At 34.6% G+C, this 22,998-nt stretch carries 24 protein-coding genes; 2 read left to right on the top strand and 22 right to left on the bottom strand.

The genetic code is table 11. The annotated features are described in order from the left end of the window. Positions 1-211: 211 nt before the first annotated feature. Positions 212-1,237, top strand: coding sequence for a hypothetical protein (locus E0I26_RS01035; RefSeq protein WP_131914646.1), 1,026 nt, complete (start codon positions 212-214; stop codon positions 1,235-1,237). Positions 1,238-1,251: 14 nt separating this feature from the next. Beyond that, positions 1,252-2,100: a polysaccharide deacetylase family protein gene (locus tag E0I26_RS01030; RefSeq protein WP_131914645.1), complete on the top strand. Its 849-nt coding sequence runs from the start codon at positions 1,252-1,254 to the stop codon at positions 2,098-2,100. 216 nt (positions 2,101-2,316) lie between these two features. On the opposite strand, the gene E0I26_RS01025 is transcribed toward E0I26_RS01030, so the two are convergent. The 22 genes from E0I26_RS01025 to E0I26_RS00920 form a co-directional block, all read right to left on the bottom strand. Further along, positions 2,317-3,534 (bottom strand): murein hydrolase activator EnvC family protein, encoded by a 1,218-nt coding sequence (locus E0I26_RS01025; RefSeq protein WP_235831693.1) that lies wholly within the window; start codon positions 3,532-3,534, stop codon positions 2,317-2,319. 59 nt (positions 3,535-3,593) lie between these two features. After that, positions 3,594-4,379: a DUF4292 domain-containing protein gene (locus E0I26_RS01020; RefSeq protein ID WP_131914643.1), complete on the bottom strand. Its 786-nt coding sequence runs from the start codon at positions 4,377-4,379 to the stop codon at positions 3,594-3,596. After that, positions 4,379-5,728: a tetratricopeptide repeat protein gene (locus E0I26_RS01015; RefSeq protein WP_131914642.1), complete on the bottom strand. Its 1,350-nt coding sequence runs from the start codon at positions 5,726-5,728 to the stop codon at positions 4,379-4,381. Before E0I26_RS01015 ends, E0I26_RS01020 begins: the two co-directional genes overlap by 1 nt. 52 nt (positions 5,729-5,780) lie before the next feature. Next, entirely contained in the window at positions 5,781-6,791 is a 1,011-nt protein-coding gene (locus tag E0I26_RS01010; protein WP_131914641.1) for a sugar phosphate nucleotidyltransferase, read from the bottom strand. Positions 6,792-6,935: 144 nt separating this feature from the next. After that, entirely contained in the window at positions 6,936-7,370 is a 435-nt protein-coding gene (dut, locus tag E0I26_RS01005) for a dUTP diphosphatase (protein WP_131914640.1), read from the bottom strand. A 258-nt stretch (positions 7,371-7,628) separates the two neighbouring features. Then, positions 7,629-9,095 carry a lipopolysaccharide biosynthesis protein gene (locus tag E0I26_RS01000; protein WP_131914639.1) on the bottom strand — a complete coding sequence of 489 codons (1,467 nt, stop codon included), beginning with the start codon at positions 9,093-9,095 and terminating at the stop codon, positions 7,629-7,631. A 38-nt stretch (positions 9,096-9,133) separates the two neighbouring features. Continuing rightward, positions 9,134-9,670, bottom strand: a complete 537-nt coding sequence (locus E0I26_RS00995) for a hypothetical protein (RefSeq protein ID WP_131914638.1) — start codon at positions 9,668-9,670, stop codon at positions 9,134-9,136. An 11-nt stretch (positions 9,671-9,681) separates the two neighbouring features. Continuing rightward, the gene (locus tag E0I26_RS00990) at positions 9,682-10,125 is read right to left on the bottom strand and encodes a GNAT family N-acetyltransferase (RefSeq protein WP_131914637.1); all 444 of its coding nucleotides are present in this window, start codon (positions 10,123-10,125) and stop codon (positions 9,682-9,684) included. An 87-nt stretch (positions 10,126-10,212) separates the two neighbouring features. Then, positions 10,213-11,073 (bottom strand): ATP synthase F1 subunit gamma, encoded by an 861-nt coding sequence (gene atpG, locus E0I26_RS00985; protein WP_131914636.1) that lies wholly within the window; start codon positions 11,071-11,073, stop codon positions 10,213-10,215. A gap of 73 nt (positions 11,074-11,146) precedes the next feature. Continuing rightward, on the bottom strand, positions 11,147-12,724 hold the full coding sequence (gene atpA / locus E0I26_RS00980) for a F0F1 ATP synthase subunit alpha (RefSeq protein ID WP_073209437.1): 1,578 nt from the start codon (positions 12,722-12,724) through the stop codon (positions 11,147-11,149). A gap of 38 nt (positions 12,725-12,762) precedes the next feature. After that, entirely contained in the window at positions 12,763-13,296 is a 534-nt protein-coding gene (gene atpH / locus E0I26_RS00975; RefSeq protein WP_131914635.1) for an ATP synthase F1 subunit delta, read from the bottom strand. A 5-nt stretch (positions 13,297-13,301) separates the two neighbouring features. Beyond that, positions 13,302-13,802, bottom strand: coding sequence for a F0F1 ATP synthase subunit B (locus E0I26_RS00970; RefSeq protein ID WP_131914634.1), 501 nt, complete (start codon positions 13,800-13,802; stop codon positions 13,302-13,304). Positions 13,803-13,888: 86 nt separating this feature from the next. Next, entirely contained in the window at positions 13,889-14,077 is a 189-nt protein-coding gene (gene atpE / locus E0I26_RS00965) for an ATP synthase F0 subunit C (RefSeq protein ID WP_165929386.1), read from the bottom strand. 100 nt (positions 14,078-14,177) lie between these two features. Then, the gene (atpB, locus tag E0I26_RS00960) at positions 14,178-15,308 is read right to left on the bottom strand and encodes a F0F1 ATP synthase subunit A (RefSeq protein ID WP_131914632.1); all 1,131 of its coding nucleotides are present in this window, start codon (positions 15,306-15,308) and stop codon (positions 14,178-14,180) included. Positions 15,309-15,428: 120 nt separating this feature from the next. After that, on the bottom strand, positions 15,429-15,821 hold the full coding sequence (locus tag E0I26_RS00955) for a hypothetical protein (protein ID WP_131914631.1): 393 nt from the start codon (positions 15,819-15,821) through the stop codon (positions 15,429-15,431). Positions 15,822-16,048: 227 nt separating this feature from the next. Beyond that, positions 16,049-16,276, bottom strand: a complete 228-nt coding sequence (locus E0I26_RS00950) for an AtpZ/AtpI family protein (protein WP_131914630.1) — start codon at positions 16,274-16,276, stop codon at positions 16,049-16,051. Next, a complete protein-coding gene (locus E0I26_RS00945) occupies positions 16,242-16,652 on the bottom strand; it encodes a bactofilin family protein (RefSeq protein ID WP_131914629.1) in 411 nt (136 codons plus the stop codon). Before E0I26_RS00945 ends, E0I26_RS00950 begins: the two co-directional genes overlap by 35 nt. 2 nt (positions 16,653-16,654) lie before the next feature. Then, positions 16,655-19,285, bottom strand: a complete 2,631-nt coding sequence (gene porW, locus E0I26_RS00940) for a type IX secretion system periplasmic lipoprotein PorW/SprE (protein ID WP_317126108.1) — start codon at positions 19,283-19,285, stop codon at positions 16,655-16,657. 363 nt (positions 19,286-19,648) lie between these two features. Continuing rightward, complete coding sequence (locus tag E0I26_RS00935) at positions 19,649-20,344, bottom strand: ABC transporter ATP-binding protein (RefSeq protein ID WP_131914628.1); 696 nt, start codon at positions 20,342-20,344, stop codon at positions 19,649-19,651. 70 nt (positions 20,345-20,414) lie between these two features. Next, positions 20,415-21,884, bottom strand: a complete 1,470-nt coding sequence (locus E0I26_RS00930) for a DUF5687 family protein (RefSeq protein ID WP_131914627.1) — start codon at positions 21,882-21,884, stop codon at positions 20,415-20,417. A 48-nt stretch (positions 21,885-21,932) separates the two neighbouring features. Beyond that, positions 21,933-22,640, bottom strand: coding sequence for a hypothetical protein (locus E0I26_RS00925; RefSeq protein WP_131914626.1), 708 nt, complete (start codon positions 22,638-22,640; stop codon positions 21,933-21,935). A gap of 10 nt (positions 22,641-22,650) precedes the next feature. Then, on the bottom strand, positions 22,651-22,992 hold the full coding sequence (locus E0I26_RS00920) for a PadR family transcriptional regulator (RefSeq protein ID WP_131914625.1): 342 nt from the start codon (positions 22,990-22,992) through the stop codon (positions 22,651-22,653). Positions 22,993-22,998 lie beyond the last annotated feature (6 nt).

Genomic DNA, 22,998 nt, shown 5'->3' with positions numbered 1-22,998 from the left:
CTTTTTATTAAAATTAACAGCTGAACAATTAACTGATGTACATTTCGTTTGAATATTAAATTGGAAGAAACTTGAAGTTCGAATTCAGGTAGTTTGAAAAAAATTAAAATCCGTGAATTATATAAAAAATAGCCGACCGAAACACTATTATAATTGACATCACGCTTCTAAAATACTTTATCTTTACATTGAAAATAAATAGAATTAATTTATGAAAAAATCAGCTATTGCATTTATTACACTTCCATTACTGCTCTTAAATATTTCCTGTGAAAAGGGGAAAGCAGCCGATGCTGTAACCGGTACAGAAAAATCGGATACCGTAAAAACGGATACGACAAAAAAAAAGACAACCCTTACAATTGATACTGTTGACTACAACAAAAGAATGGTGGCATTAAGCAATAATGACACTACCGGCAGATGGCCCGTAAAAGCACCTTATCCTTTGCCTGGAGCGCTTTTGCCATACAACCGTATCATTGCGTATTACGGAAATTTATATTCCACAAGAATGGGAATCTTGGGTGAACTTCCCCGAAAAGAAATGTTGGCAAAACTACAAGGCGAAGTAGCCAAATGGCAAGCAGCTGACTCCACTGTTAAGGCAATTCCCGCTTTGCATTACATCGCTGTTACTGCACAAGGTGCTCCGGGAAAAAATAATATGCACCGCATGCGCATGCCTTTTAAACAAATAGACACTATTATAAGTTGGGCTAAACCAATTAATGCCTTGGTTTTTTTAGACATTCAGGTAGGACACAGCACCGTTAAAGCAGAAGTAGCCGAACTGGAACACTATCTTTCCATGCCTAATGTTCATTTAGGAATTGATCCCGAATTTTCGATGAAAAACGGAGAACGTCCGGGTTCTAAAATTGGGCATTTTACTGCCGCTGATATTAACGACGCCATTGACATTTTGGCAAACATCGTACGCAAAAATAAGTTGACTCCAAAGGTGCTTGTAATACACCGTTTCACACAAGGAATGGTAAAAAATTACAAAGAAATTAAAAAGGTTCCTGAAGTTCAAATCGTAATGGACATGGATGGTTTTGGAAGTAAGGTACTAAAAAAAGATTCTTATATGAGTTATATTTATAGAGAACCCGTACAGTTTGCCGGTTTTAAATTGTTCTATAAAAATGACAACAAAAAAGACTGGAAAATGTACAGCCCGGAAGAGTTAGTGAAATTCACTCCGAAACCAATTTACATTCAGTACCAATAATTACTATTTGATTTATGAAAAATATTCTATGTTTTATTTTTGGTGCATTTTCATTATTGGTCGGATGTCAATCAGAACCCCGTAAAATAATACCTGAAACACCTCTTATTACTGCTCCCGTAAAAATTGTCGCACCCAAAAAAGTAGCGGCGGACGCTGCAACCATTCTCGCAAAAAGAGAAGTACCTATATTATGCTATCACAACATTAAAGACTTTAGCAGCAGTGCGAGCGGAAACATAAAAACGTACACCGTAAAACCTATCGCTTTTGCAGAACAAATGAAAGCCTTAGCCGATGCAGGTTACGAAACTATTTTACCGCAACAATTGTACGACTATTTAGTATACGATGGTCCATTACCCGCTAAACCAATCATGATTACTCTTGATGATACACGCGAAGAGCAATTCAGTATTGGCGCAGCCGAAATGAAAAAATACGGTTTCAAAGGCGTGTTTTTTGTCATGACCGTATCTATTAACCGTCCTGGATATATGAGCAAAGAGCAAATTAAAAGCTTATCTGACAACGGGCATATTGTAGGTGCACACACTTGGGACCATCATATGGTAACTAAATATGCAGGAGACGACTGGAATACGCAATTGGTAAAACCTAAAGCAAAACTGGAGGATATCATTGGAAAACCGGTAACGGATTTTGCTTATCCGTTTGGTTTATGGAATACGGCGGCAATTCCTGAAATAAAAAAGAGCGATTATAAAATGGCCTATATTTTGTCTACCAAAAGAGATTCTGTAGATCCACTTTACACCATCAGACGTATTATAGTTTCCGGAACTTGGTCTACACAAGGAATGATGAAATCTATTAATTCTTCCTTTAATAAAACCGAATAGTCTGTTAAACCGATCCTGTTTTTAAAATCAAAAGGTCTTGGTTTTCATTAAATCGGTAGTAGTAAAATTAAGAACATAACTTTTGATGAATGGTTTCTAATAAAATCTTTTCTCTATAGTGCTAAGTCTTTCGTTACTAAAAATACTTTCATAAAAAAAGCACTATTAATTCATTCGAATATAATAGTGCTTTTATTTTATGTGAAATAACCGTTCTTATCTTGGTGACAACCAACCCTCAGGATTATTGTACGTTGTATTTTGAAGAATTAAAAATTTGATTACCGTTTTTCCAGTCTCGCCATTGGTTCTTACTTTTCCAATGCTTTGCTTAATACTCACTTTATCGCCTTTACTAACATTCACAGAACTCAAATTTTGGTACACTGTGAAGAAATCTCCGTGTTGTATCATTACCGCTTTGTTTACAGGTGATAAAACAATAACGCTCGTCACTTCCCCGCCAAAAACGGCTCTTGCACTTGCGCCACGATCTGTGGTGATTTCTACACCACTATTGTGAACCGTTATGGTATTGAATAATGGATGCGTCTGATTACCATAACCAAGAGATATAAAACCTTTTTCTACAGGATAAGGCAACCTTCCTCTATTGGCTCTAAAATTATCAGCAATTATTTTAGATTCTGGTGTTAATTCTATTTTTGATGAAGAAACAGCAGCTTTTGAAACCGGAGCACTCGGATTTGCTTTTGCTTTTTCTAAGGCCGCTTTTCTATTGGCAGCGGCAATGGCTTCTCGTATTAATTTATTGATTTGCCTGTCAATTGTTCTGTATTCCTGTTGTCTTTTCTTAATTTCTTGGGCAATCTTATTTTTATCTTTTTTAATAACGCTTACCAACTTCAATTGCTCTTTTTTCTCTTTTTCGAGTGACAATCGCTCTTTTTCGTTCTCAGCGATGAGTTTTTGTTTCGCCTTTTTCTGAACATTTAATTTTTCGTTGTAATCTGTAAGTTGGTTGGATTTTGATTTTATTTCCTCACCCTGCATTTTTCTGAAACCAGTATATTGCTTCATATACTGCGCTCTTTTATACGCTTGTAAAAAATTCTCGGAAGACAATAAGAACATGGCACGACTTTCTTCGGAACGGCTTTTATATGATTTCACAATCATTTCAGCATAATCTTCCTTAAGTACAGCCAATTCCTTTTTTAGCTTATTAATTTGCACTTGATTGATATACATATCATTTCCAAGCAATTTAGTTTGCTTTTCGGTCGTGTTTATTAATTTTTCTTTAAGCTTTATTTTAGTGCTTTGAATGACTACTACATTAACCGCAGATTTTTCTTTTTTCTTTACGGTTTGTAATAACCTTTCATTTTCTCTAATTTCTTTTTGAATTTGAGCTTTACGTTCTTCTAATTTTTCTTGTTGGGATTCCTGACTCCATAGTAATGAAGTCATACAGATAAAGATTAGGCTAAGGAGAAATTTTGGCATATTAAAAAAATATTTTTGCTAATTTACTTAATTATAATTCTTTTGTACCCATTTGGAACACTATATGGAAAAGAAAGTTCTTCATTGAAAGTTACCGTGTTGTAATCCAGATTAATTTCGGTATTGCCTTTCTTCTGAAAAGTATTGATCTGAACACTTGTAGGCAAAGTTACCTCCTTGTATACTCTATTATCAGCATAAGCCACTTTTATCATTCGTTCTTCGGCAGTTTGAGTGATTTCTTGTTTTTGAACCAAAAACTTATCGGAATCCAAAAAGAACGATTTTTTCGTATTTGTATTCGAAGTATCATCCAATCGGTACGTTTGTTCTAATAATGATTCCAGATATTTCCCTTTTGTCAAATCATCTATTGCTTCTCCCAATAACATATTTTGAATTTTACTAAAATCTAAATCAGTTCCCAGCCATTGGCTCAAACTGCTAAAATCGCCTTCAAAATAACTACCGTTTATTTTTTCATAATAGTTAACTGACTTTGGCGTAATCAATGCTTTCGCCATTGTAATTCCAAGAAAACGGATGCTTACCAAAATTTGTTCATCCTTCTTGATCTTAATTTCAGCCGTAACATTTTGGGTTTGTTTGTTGTCAGCATAACGGGCGTTTGATTTAATATATAATGTAGAAAATTGGTTTTTATTGTTGTAATGATTTTCTATAATTTTTTTGGACGTCATATAACCCGCATCCGTTGTTGGCGCATTACTGGCCGCAACGACAATGGCTTTCGATTTACAGGAAACCATAAAAAGAGTTAATACTACTACTATTGCTATTTTTTTCATTATTTTTTTTCTTTTAATAATTGATTGGCTTTGGAAAAATACACTTCTTTTTTCTTGAAATCCCCTAACCCGTTGTATGCTTCTCCCAACTGTATGTTGAAATTTATTTCTAATGCTCTGTCTTCCACTAAATAATCCAAGCCCATTTCCAGCATGTCCTTGGCTTTTTTAAATTGTTGCAATTGATTATTCGCCATCCCTGAATAATAATAAAACTGGGGCTGTGTTGGAAAAGTCTCCACCATTACCGACGCTTTTTTAGCTACTAATTCAAATTGCTTTGTCTCTGTATACGTTTGAAGTAAAAGCAAATTGGTTTCGATATCATCTCCTGAACCATTTTTTAATGCTTGTTCATAATACTTAATCGCTTTTACCCATTGCTTTTTCGCATGGTAAAACTTCCCTATTTCCTTAGCTACATTAACTTCTTTGTCATTATCGAAATACGAAATCGCTTTTTCTAAATCGGTTGTGTATTGAGGATTTTTATCTGCAAAAATCAAAAACTCATTCAGTATTCTGTGCTTTATTTTAGCATCTATTTTGGCACTGGCCAAAACCACATTCATGGCGTTTATTGCTTTTGGTCCGTCATTAGTATCCAAATAATTTTTGAACAGTGTTACTTGGGCCCATTCGGAATTTGGCAAGGCTTTTTCCAGTTTTTTGACAATTTCAAAAGCTTTTGCTTCTTCATTATTTTTAGAATATAAAAAAATCAAACTGATATAATTAGACTCTTCTTTTGGGTTCTTTTCAATTTGCTCTAACAAATTTGAAGCTTCCATATTCTGAAATTTTCCTTCAGATAAAATCTGGCTTTTGTATAAATCCCTTCTGTCCGTTTTTCCAAATGTTTCGTTTAATTCATGAATTAAATCCAATGCCTTGTCAAACTGTTTGGTTCCCATATAAAGCGACGTCAAATCTTCTTTATACTTCTCATCAAATTCTATCAATTTATTGATAACCACTATTGCCTGATTATAGTCGCTGGTTTCATAACTCACATCATACATTCCCACCCAAAACCATTTGTTTTTTGGATCAATTTGTGTGGCTTTTTCAAATGAAGAATAGGCGTTTTTATATTCCTTTAATGCTAAATAATTTTTCCCTAATTCATAATACACAGCGGCATCATTCGGTTTAATCTTGATGCATTTATCCAAAGCTACTACTGCTTTATCATAATTTTCGATTCCTTTTTGAAGCAATGATTCATAAAAAAATTCCTGAAACTGATCTGTATTGAGCTTAATTTCTTCGGGTTCCGGTTGTGCCAATAGCAAAGCTGAATTGCATTGCAAAACCAGAAATAAAAGTATTAAAGCGCTTTTTTTCATTCTGTTGTTTTAATCCTGAATTGTTTTAAATCATACAAGAATTGAACCATTTTTATTCTAAAACCGAATAATCACCAATACTGATGCTTGTAAAGTTACCATCAAAGCTGGCATGATTACCAATCATTGCATTATCTAAATTCGCGTTTTTTATGTTAGAGTGCGTTTGTACCAAACTATTTTTAATACTGCTGTTTACTACATGACATCCTTTTCCTAAAGAAACATTAGGGCCAACAGTTGCGTTTATCAACACCACATCTTCCCCAATATAACATGGCGGAATAATTGTGGAGTTTTCTAACTTGACATCAAAATCTACCAAATGTGTCCCGTCATTGTGCAAGAAACCTAGCATTCTGGAATTTGTTTCTACCGTAACGTCTTTGTTTCCACAATCCATCCACTCATCAACCGTACCCGGTACAAATTTCATGCCTTTTGCCATCATTTGCTTGATTCCGTCGTTAATTTGATATTCTCCACCGTGAATAATATTATTATCTAATACTAGTTGAAGTTCGTTTTTTAAAACGGCAACATCTTTAAAATAGTAAATTCCAATAACGGCAAGGTCCGAAATAAATTCTTTTGGTTTCTCTACCAGTTCTACAATTTCATTCGCTTCGTTTAGGTTTATTACACCAAAAGCTTCTGGATGATCTACTTGTTTTACCCAAATAACGCTATCGGCATTTTGATCTAAATCGAAATCGGCACGAATTAAAGTATCGGCGTAAGCAATAACAGCTGGTCCGCTCAAAGAATCTTTGGCACACATAATGGCGTGACCGGTTCCCAAAGCTTCATTTTGATAATAAATAGTTCCTTTGGCACCTAATTTTTGTGCGATTGCAATTAATTCCTCTTCTACTTTTTTGCCAAAACTTTCGTGAATAATAAAGGCTACTTCTTCAATATCTTGATTCAATACGCCAGCAATATCTTCCACCAGACGGTGAACGATTGGTTTTCCTGCGATAGGAATTAATGGTTTAGGAATAGTTAATGTATGTGGGCGAAGGCGTGAACCACGACCTGCCATTGGGACAATTATTTTCATCTTATTTTTTATTTAACCACTAAGTGCATAAGGTTTTCACTAGGTGCACAAGGTTTTATTTTTTATTTTTTTAAAAGCACTTCGATTGTGCTCAGTTTGGACTACTAGCTCAGACAACTGAACACTGAGACTGAATACTGCTAACTATTTTACTCCAGTGCTTCCAAAACCACCTTCGCCTCTGGAAGTTTCTGTTAGTTCCTGCACTTCAATCCACTCTGCACGTTCGTGTTTTGCTATGATAAGTTGTGCGATGCGCTCTCCATTTTCAATAACGAAATCTTCATTGGATAAATTTACTAAAATCACACCAATTTCGCCACGATAATCTGCATCTACTGTTCCCGGAGAATTCAGGACAGTAATTCCTTTTTTGGCAGCCAAACCACTTCTTGGACGTACTTGCGCTTCGTAACCAATAGGCAATTCTATGAAAAGACCCGTTTTTACGATGGTTCTTTCCAGCGGTTTAAGATTTATCGATTCTGTTAAGTTGGCTCTTAAGTCCATTCCTGCCGAAGCTATGGTTTCATAGTTTGGCAAGGCGTGTTGTGATTTGTTGATTATGTTTATTGTCATTGTTTTTTATTTAGAAGGGACAAGTCGCGACTTGTCCATACATATTGTTTTGGATTTTTTTGATTATAGCCCTGATTACATCACTTGATTTCTATTTATCAGCGGAGTTCTTTGAACTTCGTTTGCAGTGGAAATCCTTTTCCTTTTTTCTTTAAAAAGGAAAAGATTACTTCACTATACTTTTATTTTCATTTGAGTTCAGTGAATTTCATTTGCAACGAATAGCAGGAAATAGCTCCTAAAAATTTAAATTAAGTTCTAATTTTTTTTTCGGTTCAAAATTTTGGTTAATAATTCTTTTTCGTTGTGGTATATAAAATACATAAATGCAAGCAATAATGGGATTCCGACATAATAATTTTCTCTGAAGCCATAAAATGAAACTGCCGAAAATCCTATTGAAATCAATAGATACATGGCTATTTTGTTCGTATCATACGGAATGGGGTAATATTTATTTCCAAAATAGTAGGAGATAAACATCATGCTTCCATAAGCCGCAATCGTGGCAATTGCTGAGCCGTAATAGCTCATTGTTGGGATTAGCAGGTAATTTAACGCAAGTGTAATTATGGCGCCAATGATAGAAATATAGGCGCCAATATGGGTTTTGTCTATCAGTTTGTACCAAACAGAAAGATTGGTGTAAATGCCCAGGAAAAAGTTAGCCAGAATAATCAATGGCACCACTTTCATGGCTTCCCAATACGACTCGTCCTGAATCATGATGTATTTTAAAACATCGGCAAAAACGATTACCGACAGTAAAATAAAAGAGCCAAAAATGACAAAATACTTGGTAATCGTGGCGTAAGTTTGAGGCGCATCCTGATTATCAGCGTGGCTAAAAAAGAAAGGCTCGATTCCCAATGTATAGGCCGTACGGTACAAAACCATGAACAAACCGAGTTTATAACACGCGGAATATACTCCTACTTCGGCATCAGCAATATTTGCAGGCAATAATTTCCATAACAGAATTTTGTCGAATTGTTCGTTGATGGCAAATGCGATTCCGGCAACCATAATAGGCAAACCATACTCCATCATTCGTTTCCAAAGCTTGTAATCAAACTGCCATTTCAGCAAAAGGTAATTAGGGGAAAGTATCAGGAATGTAACTAAGCTCGCAACGATATTAGACGCAAAAATATAGCCTATTTGAAAATCTTCTATGTAAAAAGAACTTAAAAAACTGTCCGGATTTGATTGTGCAATTACCGGTAAATAGCTCAAAAAGAAAAGGTTTAGAACCAGATAGATTGCAACATTTCCAATTTTGATTATGGCATATTTTATGGGTTGCTGATTGACTCTTACTTTAGAAAACGGAACAATCACCAAGGCATCAAGGACTAAAATCCAGATGGTGTACGTGATATATTGAGCATCAATTCCAGACCAAACAGCTAATTTATTTCGGAATAATAAGGCTATGAATAAAAACGAAATGGAAGTCCAAAAAAGCGAAACGGATGTTGTTTCCACAACTGAATTCTTGTCTGTTTCCTTACTGTAAAATCTAAAGAAAGCTGTTTCCATCCCGTATGCAAGAATAACATTGAAGAAAATCATGCAGGCAAAAATGACAGAAACCTTACCATATTCGGCTTTAGGAAGCAGATCTGTGTACAATGGAACCAGTATAAAACTGAACATTCTTGGTATGACCGTAACCAATCCATAAATGGCAGTCTGTTTAAAAAGATTTTTATATAATCCCAAAATGATGTGTCTATTACTATTTATAAAAACAAAAATAACTAATCTTTTGGTTTATTCATCGATGGATAGGCAATCATTGGTCTTTCTTTTGGATTACTGATCTTGAAGAACTGTGTTTTGCCCTTTTTCTTATATTCTAACAGGGCTTCGTTTGGTTTTAAAGCGAATTTCGGTTTCACTATTATTGGCGCTTTGTTTCCATATTCTTTTAAGGAATCTTTGTCCATAATCAAATCGAAACTTTTATTTCTTTGATAAAAATGTGCCACAAATGTGTTTTTGGTAACTTCTTCAAGACTCGATTCTTGATTATGAAAATAAATTTTCTTCAGCTTAATATTCCCTGAAAGCGGTTTTTTAAATTCAATATAAAAGTTGATTCCGCTCCCTGTTTCTTCTCGTCCACCAATCCATTTCTGGAAATAAACCGATTTTATTTCCTGCGGAAAATCAGTTTGAACTTGCTTCGCCAGTTCTTCCCGATATTTATCGGGACTCGAGTCTTGTTTCATGGCACAAAAAGTTAAGCTAATTGCAATTATAAATAAGAAAACAACTGTTTTATATCCTTTCATACTTTTATTATTTAGCTTAATCCTTCTTCGTTTAAGATTTTAAGAAAATGAAATCCTTTTGGGACATATCCTTGGTTGTAATAAAAACGATGTGCGGTGAAATTTCCGGTAAAAGCATCCAAAACAATCATTGTACAACCGGTTTCTTTGGCCTTAACATCAATATAATCTGTCATCATTTTGCCCAAACCTTTGGAACGGTGATCCGGATGAACAATAAAATTATCAATCTCTATGTATTTTCCAGACCAAAGTTTTGTTCCAGACCAAAATCCAGTAACAGCCACACAAACCTCATTTTCAAAAACGGCTACTTGCTTGTAATTATGCGGAATCATTTCAACCAGATACGATTCGTATTTTTCTACCGTAAATGTGGGATATAAAAACCGCATTACCTCAATGTTGCTAAGCATTTCCTCTAATGTGGTCAGTTCTCTAATTTCTAATTTCATTCTTCCTAGTATTGTTTTAAACTATAAAATTAAGCAAAAAAAGAGCCACGCAATGCGTGGCTCTTTATATATTTGAATAAATTTTTATTATCCATTCAATGCTTCCGCTCCACCAACAATCTCTAAGATTTCATTAGTAATAGAAGCCTGACGTGCTTTATTGTACGTTAATTTCAATTGATTTCTCAATTCCGTTGCATTATCAGTTGCTTTGTGCATCGCTGTCATACGCGCTCCGTGCTCGGAAGCAAATGAATCGCGAATTCCTTTGTACAATTGTGTTTTTAATGATTTTGGAATCAAAGTCAACACGATTTCTTCTTTTGAAGGCTCAAAAATATAATCTCCTGTTGAAACTGGAACATCCGATTTTATTGGTGCTAATGGCAAAAATTGTTCGGTTTGAACGATTTGTGTCGCAGCATTTTTAAATTGGTTGTAAATCAACTCAATTTTGTCATATTCACCAGAAACGAATTTCTCAGTCAACATATCTGAAATCTTAGCTACATTATCAAAAGTCAAAGCATCAAAAATAGCGCTTTGATTGTCAACCACTGAAAGTGTTTTACTCAAAACATCGTTTCCTTTTTTTCCAATAGCAAAAATATCTACTTGCTTGCCTGCGTAAAATTCAGCACGGTTTTTAGCTTCTTTAATTGCATTGGTATTAAAGGCACCTGCCAAACCTCTATTTGAAGTTACTACAACTAGTAATACTTTCTTGATATCACGTTGTGTTGTAAATTCTCCACCGGCATCACCTTCAAGTGTAGCAGAAAGATTTTGCAATAATTCCGTTAATTTTTCGGCATAAGGGCGCATTGCTGTGATTGCATCTTGTGCTTTCTTTAGCTTTGCTGCAGAAACCATTTTCATTGCCGATGTAATTTGCATCGTTGATGAAACGGAAGTAATTCTATTACGGATTTCCTTTAAATTTGCCATTCTTTATGTAAAAGTTATAAGTTAGGAGTTATGAGTTAGAAGATTTCCTAACTCATAACTTTTAACTCCTAATTTAGTTATATTTTGCTGATAATTCTTTTGCTACAGTTTCGATTACATCTGTAATTTCGTCTGTTAATTTTCCTGCTTTCAACGCATCAAGAGTAGCTCGGTGTTTGTTGTTCAAGAACTCCAAGAAATCTTTCTCAAATTCTCTTACTTTGTTCACAGGAACATTTCTCAATAAGTTTTTAGAACCAGCATAGATAATCGCAACTTGATCTTCAACAGTATAAGGATCGTTCAAACCTTGTTTCAAGATTTCAACGTTTCTTTTTCCTTTTTCAATTACGTTTAAAGTAACGGCATCTAGATCAGAACCAAATTTAGCAAACGCTTCCAATTCACGGAATTGTGCTTGATCCAGTTTTAAAGTACCTGCTACCTTTTTCATTGATTTAATTTGTGCATTTCCTCCAACACGAGATACCGAAATACCTACGTTAATTGCCGGACGAACCCCAGAGTTAAACAAATCTCCATCCAAGAAAATTTGACCATCTGTAATCGAAATTACGTTTGTTGGGATATAAGCAGAAACGTCACCAGCTTGAGTTTCAATAATTGGTAAAGCAGTAAGAGAACCACCACCTTTTACAATTGATTTCAATGAATCTGGTAAATCGTTCATGTTTTTAGCAATTCCATCATCTGCAATTACTTTACAAGCACGCTCTAATAATCTACTGTGTAAGTAGAAAACGTCTCCAGGATATGCCTCACGTCCCGGTGGTCTTCTTAATAAAAGAGAAACCTCACGATACGCAACAGCTTGTTTAGATAAATCATCATAAACAATTAAAGCCGGACGGCCTGAATCTCTAAAATATTCCCCAATTGCAGCACCTGCGAAAGGAGCATACACTTGCATCGGAGCTGGATCAGAAGCATTAGCAGCAACAATAATGGTATACGCCATTGCTCCTTTTTCTTCTAACATTTTAGCAATTCCTGCTACAGTTGACGCTTTTTGTCCAATTGCAACATATATACAGAATACTGGTTTCCCAGCATCGTAAAATTCTTTTTGATTTAAGATGGTATCGATACAAACAGTTGATTTACCTGTTTGACGGTCACCAATAACTAGCTCACGTTGTCCACGACCAACTGGAATCATAGCATCTACTGCTTTAATACCTGTTTGTAATGGTTCAGTAACTGGTTGACGGAAGATAACTCCAGGAGCTTTTCTTTCCAAAGGCATCTCGTATAAATCTCCACCGATTGGTCCTTTTCCATCAATTGGAAAACCAAGCGTGTTTACTACACGACCTACCATTTGTTCTCCTACTTTAAGAGAAGCAATACGTTGCGTTCTTTTTGCAGTTGAACCTTCTTTGATTCCTGTTGATGGTCCTAAAAGTACCACACCAACATTGTCTTCTTCAAGATTCAAAACAATCGCTTCTAAGCCATTGTCAAATTCTACTAATTCCCCGTATTGAACATTAGAAAGCCCGTAAACACGAGCAATACCATCTCCAACTTGAAGTACCGTTCCTACTTCTTCTAGTGTAGCACCAGATTCAAAACCTTCTACTTGCTTTCTTAATATTGCTGAAATTTCAGCAGGTTTGATTTCCGCCATCTTAATTTATAATTTAGACACTTAAATGTGCAATAAAACTAATTACTTAACTCTCTTTTTAATACTTGTAATCTGTTGGCTACTGAAGCGTTGTATTGCTTGTCACCTATTCTTAAGATAAATCCTCCAATAATTGAAGCATCTACTATATTTTCGATTGTGATTTTTTTATCCGAAAGGGTTGCAATTTTAGCCAAAACTTGTGCTTCTAATGCTACATCCATAGGAATAGCTGTAGTAACCTGAGCTACTTCAACACCATTCATAATGTCAGATAATTTACTGTATTCTATTGCAATTGCTTCTAGAATTTCGAATCTTTTGTTTTCAAATAACAAATGAAACAACCCTTGAGTTACGCCATTGATACCTGCAAAAACTTCTAACAGTGCTTTTTCTTTCACTTCCACTTTCATGGTAGGATTTTGAATAAAAGTACTCAATTCCAAATTACCATTAATTGTCGAAGCAATAGATTTCATGTCGTTATTTACAACTTCGGCAACACCTTTTGAGTTTGCTAAGTCTAAAATTGCTTTTGCATAACGAATTGCTGCTCTTGTACTTGCCATAATTGTTAGTTTAACTTTACGTCACCTAACATTTTCTCAACTAATTTAGTTTGAGCTTCTTTGTTAGATAATTCGTCTTTCAATATTTTTTCTGCGATACTCAATGATAACGTTGAAACTTGTAATTTCAATTCTGCCATTGCTGCATTTTTTTCGCTTTCAATTGCTGCTTTCGCTTGTTCGATCATTTTCAGACCTTGAACCTGCGCTTCGTTTTTAGCATCAGCAACCATTTTTTCTTTCATTTCACGAGCATCTTTAAGCATGTTGTCACGCTCTAATCTTGCTTCTTGTAAAATACGTTGGTTGTCAGCTTGAAGATTTTGCATTTCTTTTCTAGCATTTTCAGCAGAAAGTAATGCATTTTTAATTCCTTCTTCTCTATCATTAACTGCATCAAGAATTGGCTTCCAAGCGAATTTTTTTAACAAGAGTATTAATCCAACAAATATTGCTATCTGCCAAATAAACAAACCAAACGAAAAATCATTTATTAACTTATCCATTATATCTAATTATAAATTTTTAATGTTTTAATTTTAAAAACAATAGTTACAACCAACCGTTGCAACTATTGTTTTTTTAGTTTTAATTAAGCGAATAAAGCCGCGAAACCAATACCTTCAATAAGTGCAGCTGCAATAAGCATAGCTGTTTGGATTTTTCCTGAAGCTTCTGGTTGACGAGCAATAGCGTCCATTGCTGAACCACCAATTCTACCAATACCTAAACCTGCTCCGATTACAATTAATCCTGCTCCTACAATTTCTGGAATTTGCATAATATATATATTAAAAATTAAACATTCTTTTTTAATGGTTATTGGTTAAATGTTATGTGTTGAAAACTTCCCGACAAATAACTCTTAACTTTTAACTTTTTTAATGAGCTTCGTCGTGATGATGCTCTTCGTTTCCTGCTCCAAAATAAAGGGCAGATAACATGGTAAAAATATACGCTTGTAAAAAAGCCACTAATATCTCAAGAATAGAAAGTACAAAAGCTAATCCAAAAGACAGCGTGCTTCCAATCCAGCTTTTAAAGATAAACATTAAACCAATGATACTCATCAAAACTACGTGACCCGCAACCATGTTAGCGTACAAACGTATCATTAATGAAAATGGTTTGATAATTGTTCCTAATAATTCAATTGGAGCCAAAATAAATTTCATTGGAGTTGGCACACCTGGCATCCAGAAAATGTGTCCCCAATAATTTTTATTAGCCGTAAAGGTTGTTATTAAATAGGTCAATATTGCCAAAGAAGCTGTAATAGTGAAATTTCCGGTTACATTGAATCCAAATGGCATTAATCCAAGAATATTTAAAAACAATATAAAGAAAAATATAGTCAATAAATAACTCATGTATTTTTTATAATGTTTTTCTCCAATATTTGGTATAGCAATTTCGTCTCTTACATAAAGAACAAGTGGTTCAAAGAAACGTCCTGCACCTGATGCAATACCATTATTTTTACTGTATGATTTAGCTAATCCTGTAAATAACAAAAACATCACAATAGCTATACCCAAAATCCCCACAACACTTTTAGTGATAGAAAAATCCAATGGTCTAGCATTTGTAGGATGACCGTGCTCTTCTGTTAAAGCGCCATCAGCCTCCGTTTTATATATTTTTTCGTGGTGCAATACGTAGAAGTTTCCATTGTGTTCTGCAACTTCTTCACCATGATGAAATTTTGAAGAAGAAAATACTTGTAAACCATTATCCCAAAGAATAATTGGCAATGAAAAACCATAATGTTCACCCGTTTCTTCATTTGCCGAAAAGGTAAAATCATGCGCATCTAAAAGGTGATGATTGATGAACTCTTTTATTTTAGATTTTACATCTGTTGGTTCAGCATGAGCTCCTTCGGTTGCCTCATGAGCAACTTCTGTTTTTACTTTCACAGAATCCTGTTCAGGATTTGCAAAACTCATTAAGGGAAGACAGGCTACTAAAGTCGCTACTATAAATCTAAGTGGTTTGTTTGAAATCACCATAACAGTTAATTATCTTAATTTATTACGTTTCTGAAATTTGGTGCAAATGTACATCTTTTATTAATATTCAAAAGAATATAAAAAATTATTTTTGATGGATTTGTTCCTTGAATAACATATTTATTGCTTTTCGTTTAATATACGTATTGTTAATACGGTTTCAATTGCTAAAAAGAGAATAAACATCATAAAAAAATTCTTTTTCTCTATTGCATTGTTTTGTGTTGTAGCCTGCAATATAGGCTTTAAAATCAGATAACAAACAATCATTTTAATACTGGTACTCAAAAGAAATGACATACCCACGTTATCAAAACTGCGTTCTTTGACTTTTAACAAAACCAAAAATACCATAATAGACAAAACCAGAAACAACATATAAAGGGTTTCTATCGAATAATAAAAAGTCGCATCATCTATGTCTAATACATAAAAAGCAACCCGATGAACAACATAAGCTAATCCCGCAAGTGCCAATAAAGGCAGAAGCGGTTTGTAATTTTTTAAATTCATTGTGTTTATTTTTTGCCGTAGCGGCACTAAGGTGCAAATTTATACCATTTTATCTTTGAAAACACCGTCTTTTTTTATGTCAAATCGAACGTAGTCAAGATTATTCTGGTATTTCTATTGAATAAAAAGGGTTTCGACTGCGCTCAACCTGACAACAATTGACATCGAATTTATCACAAAGGCACGAAGTTTTACCGTTGATCCTTACTGATTTTTCTTTTGAAAAATTATTGTGTTTTATTGATTTCGTTCACCTGTCGTATCACATTATACAAAGCCAGTGCAACGCCAACCATTACTGAAATTTTACTGTAATATACTTTTGGATGGGGATATTTTTCGTCTAACCAATCTCCAAAATAGGAAAACAAAAAGATGATGGCTCCCATTTGAATCGGAATGTTAATCAGCGCAAGCCATTTATTCGCTCTTTTTTTGTTGGGATTGTTGTCCATCGTTCTGGATTAGATTTTTCACATTCGTCTTCATTGTACAAGAAGCACTAAAATCAGCACCGGGCTCTACCGATAATTTTCCCGTGGTAACTTCTCCGTGAATACTGGCTTTTGATTTCACATTCAATACTTCGGTTACTTGAATTTTTCCGTCAAATTTTCCTTCAATATCCGCATTTTTACACACAATATCTCCGGTAACGCTTCCGGCAGGGCCAATGACAATTTTCCCACCAGACTGAAAATTCCCTATCAAGTTTCCGTCTAATCTAAAATCAGCTTGCGAAATAATATCGCCTTTTATAGTAGTTCCTTCAACAATTCTATTGGTTTTACCCAAAAGATCGGTGTATGATTTTTGCTTTTTATCAAACATATTTATGGAATTTTTGGCGCTAAATAAGTGTCCATATTTTTCTTGATCTGAATCACTTTGTAGTTCTCACCCGAAACCACAATAGCAGGATCGACCAATTTATATTTCACATTTTCTTTCAATACAAAAACAATATCTTTAGCGTAAACTTCTGATTTTATTCCGTGAATGGTGATGAAATTTTCTTTTTCAGTATAAATATCATAGGAGAAAAATAGTTTCTGAGGGCTTTCTGCAGCAATAAACATTTTGATTTTTTCCTCTATTGCTTTTGTATTTTTATCCTCTCGTGAACCTACTCGATATAGAATTTTCCAATTATTTGAGTCTGTTGTACTCAACTCCATTTTCTCTAAAAACGGGATTTGACTCGTCAGGATTTCTTGGGCATTTTTTCCTTCTTCGCTGTTCGGATAATTATCAGCCACTCCTTGCAATGCATTTTTGTAAGCCATTACTCCTTTCAGTTTTCCAATGGCGTTTGCTTTAAGCAATTCAAATTTTGATACAATCTCATCTCCCGAAAACTGATTGATCAAAGCGTCTGAGTTCTCTAAAACTGTAACAAACTGTTCTTGTTGGTATAATTTATACCATTTAGCATACGCACTTTCCGGAGTTTCATTTATTGAAACCACATTTGAGCTTGTGTTGTTTACAATTTGCGCATAACGAGAATCCGGATATTGAACCGATATTCTTTTTTTCATCGCTTCGGCTTTACTTGCATCCGTGATTTGATATAATTTATACAAATTATACATCGATGGAAGAACCAGTTTTTCCTCTGGATTATTGTTTAATAATTGTTCCAGTTTGGCGATGGCCAAATTATTTTCTTTGAATTTTTCTTTATAAATAATCCCCAATTGGTAATAGGCAAAATTACGTTCTTTACCAATGCTGTCTATTTCCGTTTGTGTTGTTGGAAGTTGTTTCAAATAAAAATCCGTGGTGTATTGCTGCTCCACAATTTTCTCCGCTGTTGCTTCCTTCTCAAGGGTTTCTTTATCATCACTCAACGGATCTACCGAAGTTGGATTTCCTGCACTGGATGATAATCTCCAATTGCCATTTGGAGTTCTGTCACCCCACGTTTTTTTGAATTCGATTTTTCCAAAAGCTACGGTTGTAGGATTATAAAAATAGAAAATACTCCCTGCTTGTTGTGAGGAAACATTAGTAATAGCCGGCGGCATCAATGCTGATTTTTTTGCCGGTTTTCCCGGTTCCTGATTAGAAGCCGGATCAATAGAACTAGTAGTACTATTCCTTTCTATATTTTCTTGTTTTTCTTTTCGTTTTTCTTCTAAAACTCTCTTGATTTCATCCTCTTCTTTTAGTTTGACGATGTACTTTTCAAAATAAGCAATTTTATCGCTATCATTCAATGAAACAACATTCAAAATACTGTCATTTCTTTTAGCAAGAGCCTCATACAAAATCACTTCATCCAGATTATTTCTAATTTTTTTAATTTTATTATGCTCTCTCGTTTTGTCATTGAGTTTTACCAATGTACTGTCATAATATTTTGCAGCAGCAGGATATTCAGCATTTCTAAAATACATATTTCCTAAATTTCGGTAATTTGAAGCTACTAAATAGGAATCTTTTGAATCTGTTCTTAAGGATAAGTTGTAAAAATCTAACGCTTTTTTCTGATCGTTTTTCTGATCATAAAACACCGCCATATGATGAAAAATTAAATCTTTATACGGTCGATTTTCTCTGTCTTTTGCCAGTTTATCAAATGTTTTTGTAAAAGAATTGAAATCACCGTTTTGATAATCAAATAATTCTGCTTTTTTAGCATGCGCCTGAATGACAAATTTTCTATCTGCTTTTCGGTTCATGTCAATCACTGATTGATACGAACTAACGGCGCTGTCTTTGTATCCTAATTGTTGATACAATTGTCCCAAAACAAAACGATACCGCGCTCTTTCCTGATTTACTTTGGTGAATGCTATGGCTAATTTTAGTTTAGCAACTGCGCTGTCTTTTTCTTCTAAATTCAAAAAAGACTCAGATAAAAGGGCATTTGCATCAGCAAAAACTTGTTTTTTTACTTCGTGGTCTTCTAATAATTTGCTTATGTTTTTTATTACCAAAGCATCGTTTCCTAACCGCATATTGGTTTTTTCACGCCAAATTTTAGCCTCATAAATCTTGCTGCTGTTGGGATATTTGTACAAAACATAATTGAATGCGTCGAGTGCGGGAACAAATCGTTGATCGTAATAACGGGATTTACCAAGCATAAGATACGCTTCGTCAATTTGAGTGTTTTTCTCTCTTCCGCCAATGTTCATGGAATGCTTTTGAATGGCTTTGGTCGCTTTGGCTTCTGCCAATTCAAAATTTGTGTTTTTCGGTGTTGTGGTCGAAGCGAGGTCTTCTACAATTTGCATTTTTTCTATTGGCAGACGTTTCCAGAAATCATCATTACTGTTGGCTTTTATTTCCTTAACTCCTTTGTCCAAACCTACTTGACCGTTGTACAAAATATTATACTTTGTACTTAAGGCATGGGAATTTCTGGCCATAAAAGTATCTCTCTTAGTAGAACAGGCTACTAAAAAAACGAAAAATAAGAAGAAAAATAACTGTTTGAATCTACTGACTTTCAATGGGAAACGTTTTTATCAATTAACTTTTAAATATTCTTTTTAGTATACTTACTGGTAAAAATACGTTTCTTTTTGATATCGTGAAAATTATTAGGTTTCTTTTTGATTCCCGGTTTTGCGTGAGGGTTGTAGCGGAAATCCTTTTTTATTCTTTTTTAGAATTAAAAAGATTGAGAGTGAAAGCCCGACCCGGATTTTTTTCCGGGTCACGCCCAAATTAAACTCTTACGGACTTGAATGCTAAACCTTTTGATTTGGCAGACTAAAAACAAACCGCTAATTCGCTAATTAAACACTCAAATTAATAAATGCAATTGGCGAATTAGCGGTAAACTGTTTTGTCTATAACTGTTACGTTGAATTTTAAACCGCAAAAAATGCTTCTAATTCCTTCAATGTTTCCTCAGAAGTTTGAATGTCTTTGACCACTTCGCCTTTGTGTAAAGTGACGATTCTGTCACTTACCTCAACGGTGTGCAACAAATCATGACTGGAAACCAACACAGTAACATCTGGATTATCGGCTAAATCCTTGATGATTTTTTTTAATCTAAATTGTGTCGTTGGATCTAAATTAGCAAACGGTTCGTCCAGAATAATCACTTCCGGATTCCCGATTAATGTTGCGATGATGCCCACTTTTTTCTGATTCCCTTTGGATAAATCGCGTAAATATTTTTTGTTTTTAAGGATTTCTCCGTTGAAAAATTCTTCGTGTGTTGCCAATAAAGCATCGACATCGGCTTTATTTTGTCCGCGCAAATCGCCTATGAAATAAAAATATTCCTCGGGAGTTAAGTAGCCAATCAGGAAGCTTTCGTCAAGAAAAGAAGCGGTGAATGGTTTCCAGTTTTCGCTGGTGTTTACTTGTACCTCATTGTTGACAATATTCCCTGTTGAAGGCTGGATTAAATCCAATAAAAGGCTGAAAAAAGTGGTTTTTCCGGCTCCATTATTGCCCACTAATCCAAAGCTTTCGCCTTTTTTTATTTCTAAATTGTCTATTTTTAATACGGTTGTTCCGTTGTATGTTTTTGAAAGGTTGTTTACTTGTATCATTTTTGAAAAGGTTTATTCGGTTGTTTGTTAATTTGGTTGTACTCTAGTTTTGCCTTGACTAATTTTCTAATTATCCTTTTTGCTTATAAGCAGCGATTGTGGCGTATTTTTCGGATTTGTAAATTTTTTCAATCAAAGAAAAAACCTTGTCTTTCAAAGCAAATCCAATTACTCCTGCCGAAGCCACTACCGCTAATCCCACATTGGCATTGGCCAAAGTAGAACCCGTCCAATACAATAAAACTGGCAAAGCCAACTGTGGAATAGAAATCAGCATGGTTTTTATATTGAATGCTTTTTTGTCTCCAAAAGCACCTTTACCGGAACTCAAATCGATTGGCGTTTTGGTATAGGCGCCGCCCAGCAAAACCAAATGGGAATTGACTCCAATATTATATATGGCACCAACCACTATGGTCAAATAAATCTGCCATCCAAAATACAGATAGAAAGAAGCAATTGTTGTGGTAACTATTGTAGCGATTACCATCAACCACCATTTAGAACTCAAATAGCCTTTGTAAGGGATATTTTGTGTCATCATTAACTGGTAATAGGCGCTGTCCCAACTGGGTACAAATTGTCCGAAAGTGATAAGAAATCCACCGGAAACGAAAATCCCTGCAAAAATGTGCATTACAGGATTATTGTACGCCTCAATTCCATTGGTAAAAAAAAGAAATCCATAAAAAAGAAACATCACGCTCAATCCTACTGTGGTTTTAGATCGTTTGTTTCTTTTGATTAATTTAATGTCATTTTTCAAGAACGTTCCGATGGTTCCAAATTGATTCAACCAAGTCAACTCTTCCGTTTTCGCAACATCGTGTTTGTTAGAAAGTCCCGCATCGAGGTATAAATTGCTTTTGAAATACTGGAAAGTGACATAATATATGGCGATTAAAGCCAATACCGGAATACTAAACGCCCAATAGGTATTGAAAATAGCATTAAAAAACGGAGCAGTATAATCCGTGATATTAAACAGTCCATAATACTGTAATCCTCCTAAAACGGTTGCTATTGCTAAGAAAATTGCAAATAAATTATCTTTGTTACTCAATACAATATTTATAAAATTATTGATGTACAGCAGTGAAAACAGCGCAGTATACCAAAGCACCACTGACACTACATCATAACCTTCAATTATTAAAACAACACTAAATGGAATCAGGAAAAAAGCATGCACCAAATTAAAGAAGGACAAAACGGTTTTTCCTAAAGAGAAATGAACAATAGTGGATTTTTTTATGGGGAAAATCAACATCGGACGAATGTTCATCACGGGGATTTTTTGCAACATAAATCTGATGATTAAATCCATCAACACATAGTAAATCATGAATTTGTTTACCGTTACGATCGGGTCTAAATTCATTTTTTTAATAATATAAAAAGCCCCGATTCCTAATGCTAAGAAAATTAAAATGAAATAAATGGCGACGAGACCCATCAGGATTTTCAAAGCCAAATTAGTAGCGAAGGAAGCCGATCTGATAAATGCTTTCCATTCGAGATAAAGAAATTTTTGAATCATAGTTTGGTTATTTTGGTTTTATAGTATGTAAGTCAAAGTAAGAAAACGTTACAAATTTTCTAATTTATATTCCGGGTAGGTTTGTTTTAAATGGACTTCTGCTTTGGAAGGGATGATTTTGAATAAAATATAATTTAAAATCCCAAAAAGCACTACCATCAAACTTACGGAGAAAAGCCAGTAATCATTTGACAAATACCTTTCTGCATGGCTGCTTACTTGGGTAAAAATATAAAATGGAAAAGTCAGAGCTCCCGAAAAACTGCCATATTGGTTAATGATTTCTTCAAATAACCATTTCTTTTGATTTGTCTCTTTTTGTACCTTTTTGATTTTCTTATTCTTATAAAATTCATGAAAAATAAATCCAAAATAAATAATACAAATGGCAATAAAAATATAGTCGTTGTAAATGCTTGTTTTAAGAATTTTAAAAAGTAAAAAGGTCATTGTTAGCGTAAATAGAATTTTTGGCACGCTAAAAAACGTTTTAAAATGTTGAAACACCAATCGATTGTATTTTTTCCCTAAAGCCATTTGGCGACTTTCTACCACATCCATAAACCCAAAAACGCCAAATTTGCTGAATTCTTTATTTAAAACTTCGTCAAAAGTAAGTTTGGGATTTTGTTCCCATTCGGTTTCAATGGCGTTCGCCAAGTGATCGACTAATTCCGTTTGTAGATCGTAATATTCCACATAATGCTGGCGCGTGAAAAGGTAGAGCTGGTCTATTTGTTGGGCGGTTAGTTTCATCTTCAAAAATTTAAAATTCTAATTTTGGACTTGGGCTCACTAAACTCTGCATGTTTCGGATGAAATCTTCCAGTTCCGAAAGTCGGTTTACGGTTTCTTTCTGGCCGCTTTCCGTGAGTTTGTAATATTTACGCATTCTATTATCCACTTTTTCAATTTCCACATCAAGCAAACCTTCGGCTTCAAGTTTGTGCAAGGCCGGATACAAAGCACCTTCGGTGATGTTCAATTCGCCTTGAGTAATCGCCTTTACTTTCTGGGTAATTTCATAGCCGTACATCTTGCCGTTCTCTTCGAGTAATTTCATGATAATCGTATTCAGACTTCCTTTGTATAATTGTGAGTTTTTCATGGTTCA

It is taken from the genome of Flavobacterium rhamnosiphilum (assembly GCF_004349195.1).
Lineage (GTDB): Bacteria > Bacteroidota > Bacteroidia > Flavobacteriales > Flavobacteriaceae > Flavobacterium > Flavobacterium rhamnosiphilum.
This window is presented reverse-complemented; position numbering and strand designations above follow the sequence as displayed.

Coding starts and splice junctions, on each gene's coding strand:
- E0I26_RS01035 (WP_131914646.1), top strand. CDS start 212: ATGAAAAAATCAGCTATTGCATTTATTACACTTCCATTACTGCTCTTA.
- E0I26_RS01030 (WP_131914645.1), top strand. CDS start 1,252: ATGAAAAATATTCTATGTTTTATTTTTGGTGCATTTTCATTATTGGTC.
- E0I26_RS01025 (WP_235831693.1), bottom strand. CDS start 3,534: ATGACTTCATTACTATGGAGTCAGGAATCCCAACAAGAAAAATTAGAA.
- E0I26_RS01020 (WP_131914643.1), bottom strand. CDS start 4,379: ATGAAAAAAATAGCAATAGTAGTAGTATTAACTCTTTTTATGGTTTCC.
- E0I26_RS01015 (WP_131914642.1), bottom strand. CDS start 5,728: ATGAAAAAAAGCGCTTTAATACTTTTATTTCTGGTTTTGCAATGCAAT.
- E0I26_RS01010 (WP_131914641.1), bottom strand. CDS start 6,791: ATGAAAATAATTGTCCCAATGGCAGGTCGTGGTTCACGCCTTCGCCCA.
- dut (WP_131914640.1), bottom strand. CDS start 7,370: ATGACAATAAACATAATCAACAAATCACAACACGCCTTGCCAAACTAT.
- E0I26_RS00995 (WP_131914638.1), bottom strand. CDS start 9,670: ATGAAAGGATATAAAACAGTTGTTTTCTTATTTATAATTGCAATTAGC.
- E0I26_RS00990 (WP_131914637.1), bottom strand. CDS start 10,125: ATGAAATTAGAAATTAGAGAACTGACCACATTAGAGGAAATGCTTAGC.
- atpG (WP_131914636.1), bottom strand. CDS start 11,073: ATGGCAAATTTAAAGGAAATCCGTAATAGAATTACTTCCGTTTCATCA.
- atpA (WP_073209437.1), bottom strand. CDS start 12,724: ATGGCGGAAATCAAACCTGCTGAAATTTCAGCAATATTAAGAAAGCAA.
- atpH (WP_131914635.1), bottom strand. CDS start 13,296: ATGGCAAGTACAAGAGCAGCAATTCGTTATGCAAAAGCAATTTTAGAC.
- E0I26_RS00970 (WP_131914634.1), bottom strand. CDS start 13,802: ATGGATAAGTTAATAAATGATTTTTCGTTTGGTTTGTTTATTTGGCAG.
- atpE (WP_165929386.1), bottom strand. CDS start 14,077: ATGCAAATTCCAGAAATTGTAGGAGCAGGATTAATTGTAATCGGAGCA.
- atpB (WP_131914632.1), bottom strand. CDS start 15,308: ATGGTGATTTCAAACAAACCACTTAGATTTATAGTAGCGACTTTAGTA.
- E0I26_RS00955 (WP_131914631.1), bottom strand. CDS start 15,821: ATGAATTTAAAAAATTACAAACCGCTTCTGCCTTTATTGGCACTTGCG.
- E0I26_RS00950 (WP_131914630.1), bottom strand. CDS start 16,276: ATGGACAACAATCCCAACAAAAAAAGAGCGAATAAATGGCTTGCGCTG.
- E0I26_RS00945 (WP_131914629.1), bottom strand. CDS start 16,652: ATGTTTGATAAAAAGCAAAAATCATACACCGATCTTTTGGGTAAAACC.
- E0I26_RS00935 (WP_131914628.1), bottom strand. CDS start 20,344: ATGATACAAGTAAACAACCTTTCAAAAACATACAACGGAACAACCGTA.
- E0I26_RS00930 (WP_131914627.1), bottom strand. CDS start 21,884: ATGATTCAAAAATTTCTTTATCTCGAATGGAAAGCATTTATCAGATCG.
- E0I26_RS00925 (WP_131914626.1), bottom strand. CDS start 22,640: ATGAAACTAACCGCCCAACAAATAGACCAGCTCTACCTTTTCACGCGC.
- E0I26_RS00920 (WP_131914625.1), bottom strand. CDS start 22,992: ATGAAAAACTCACAATTATACAAAGGAAGTCTGAATACGATTATCATG.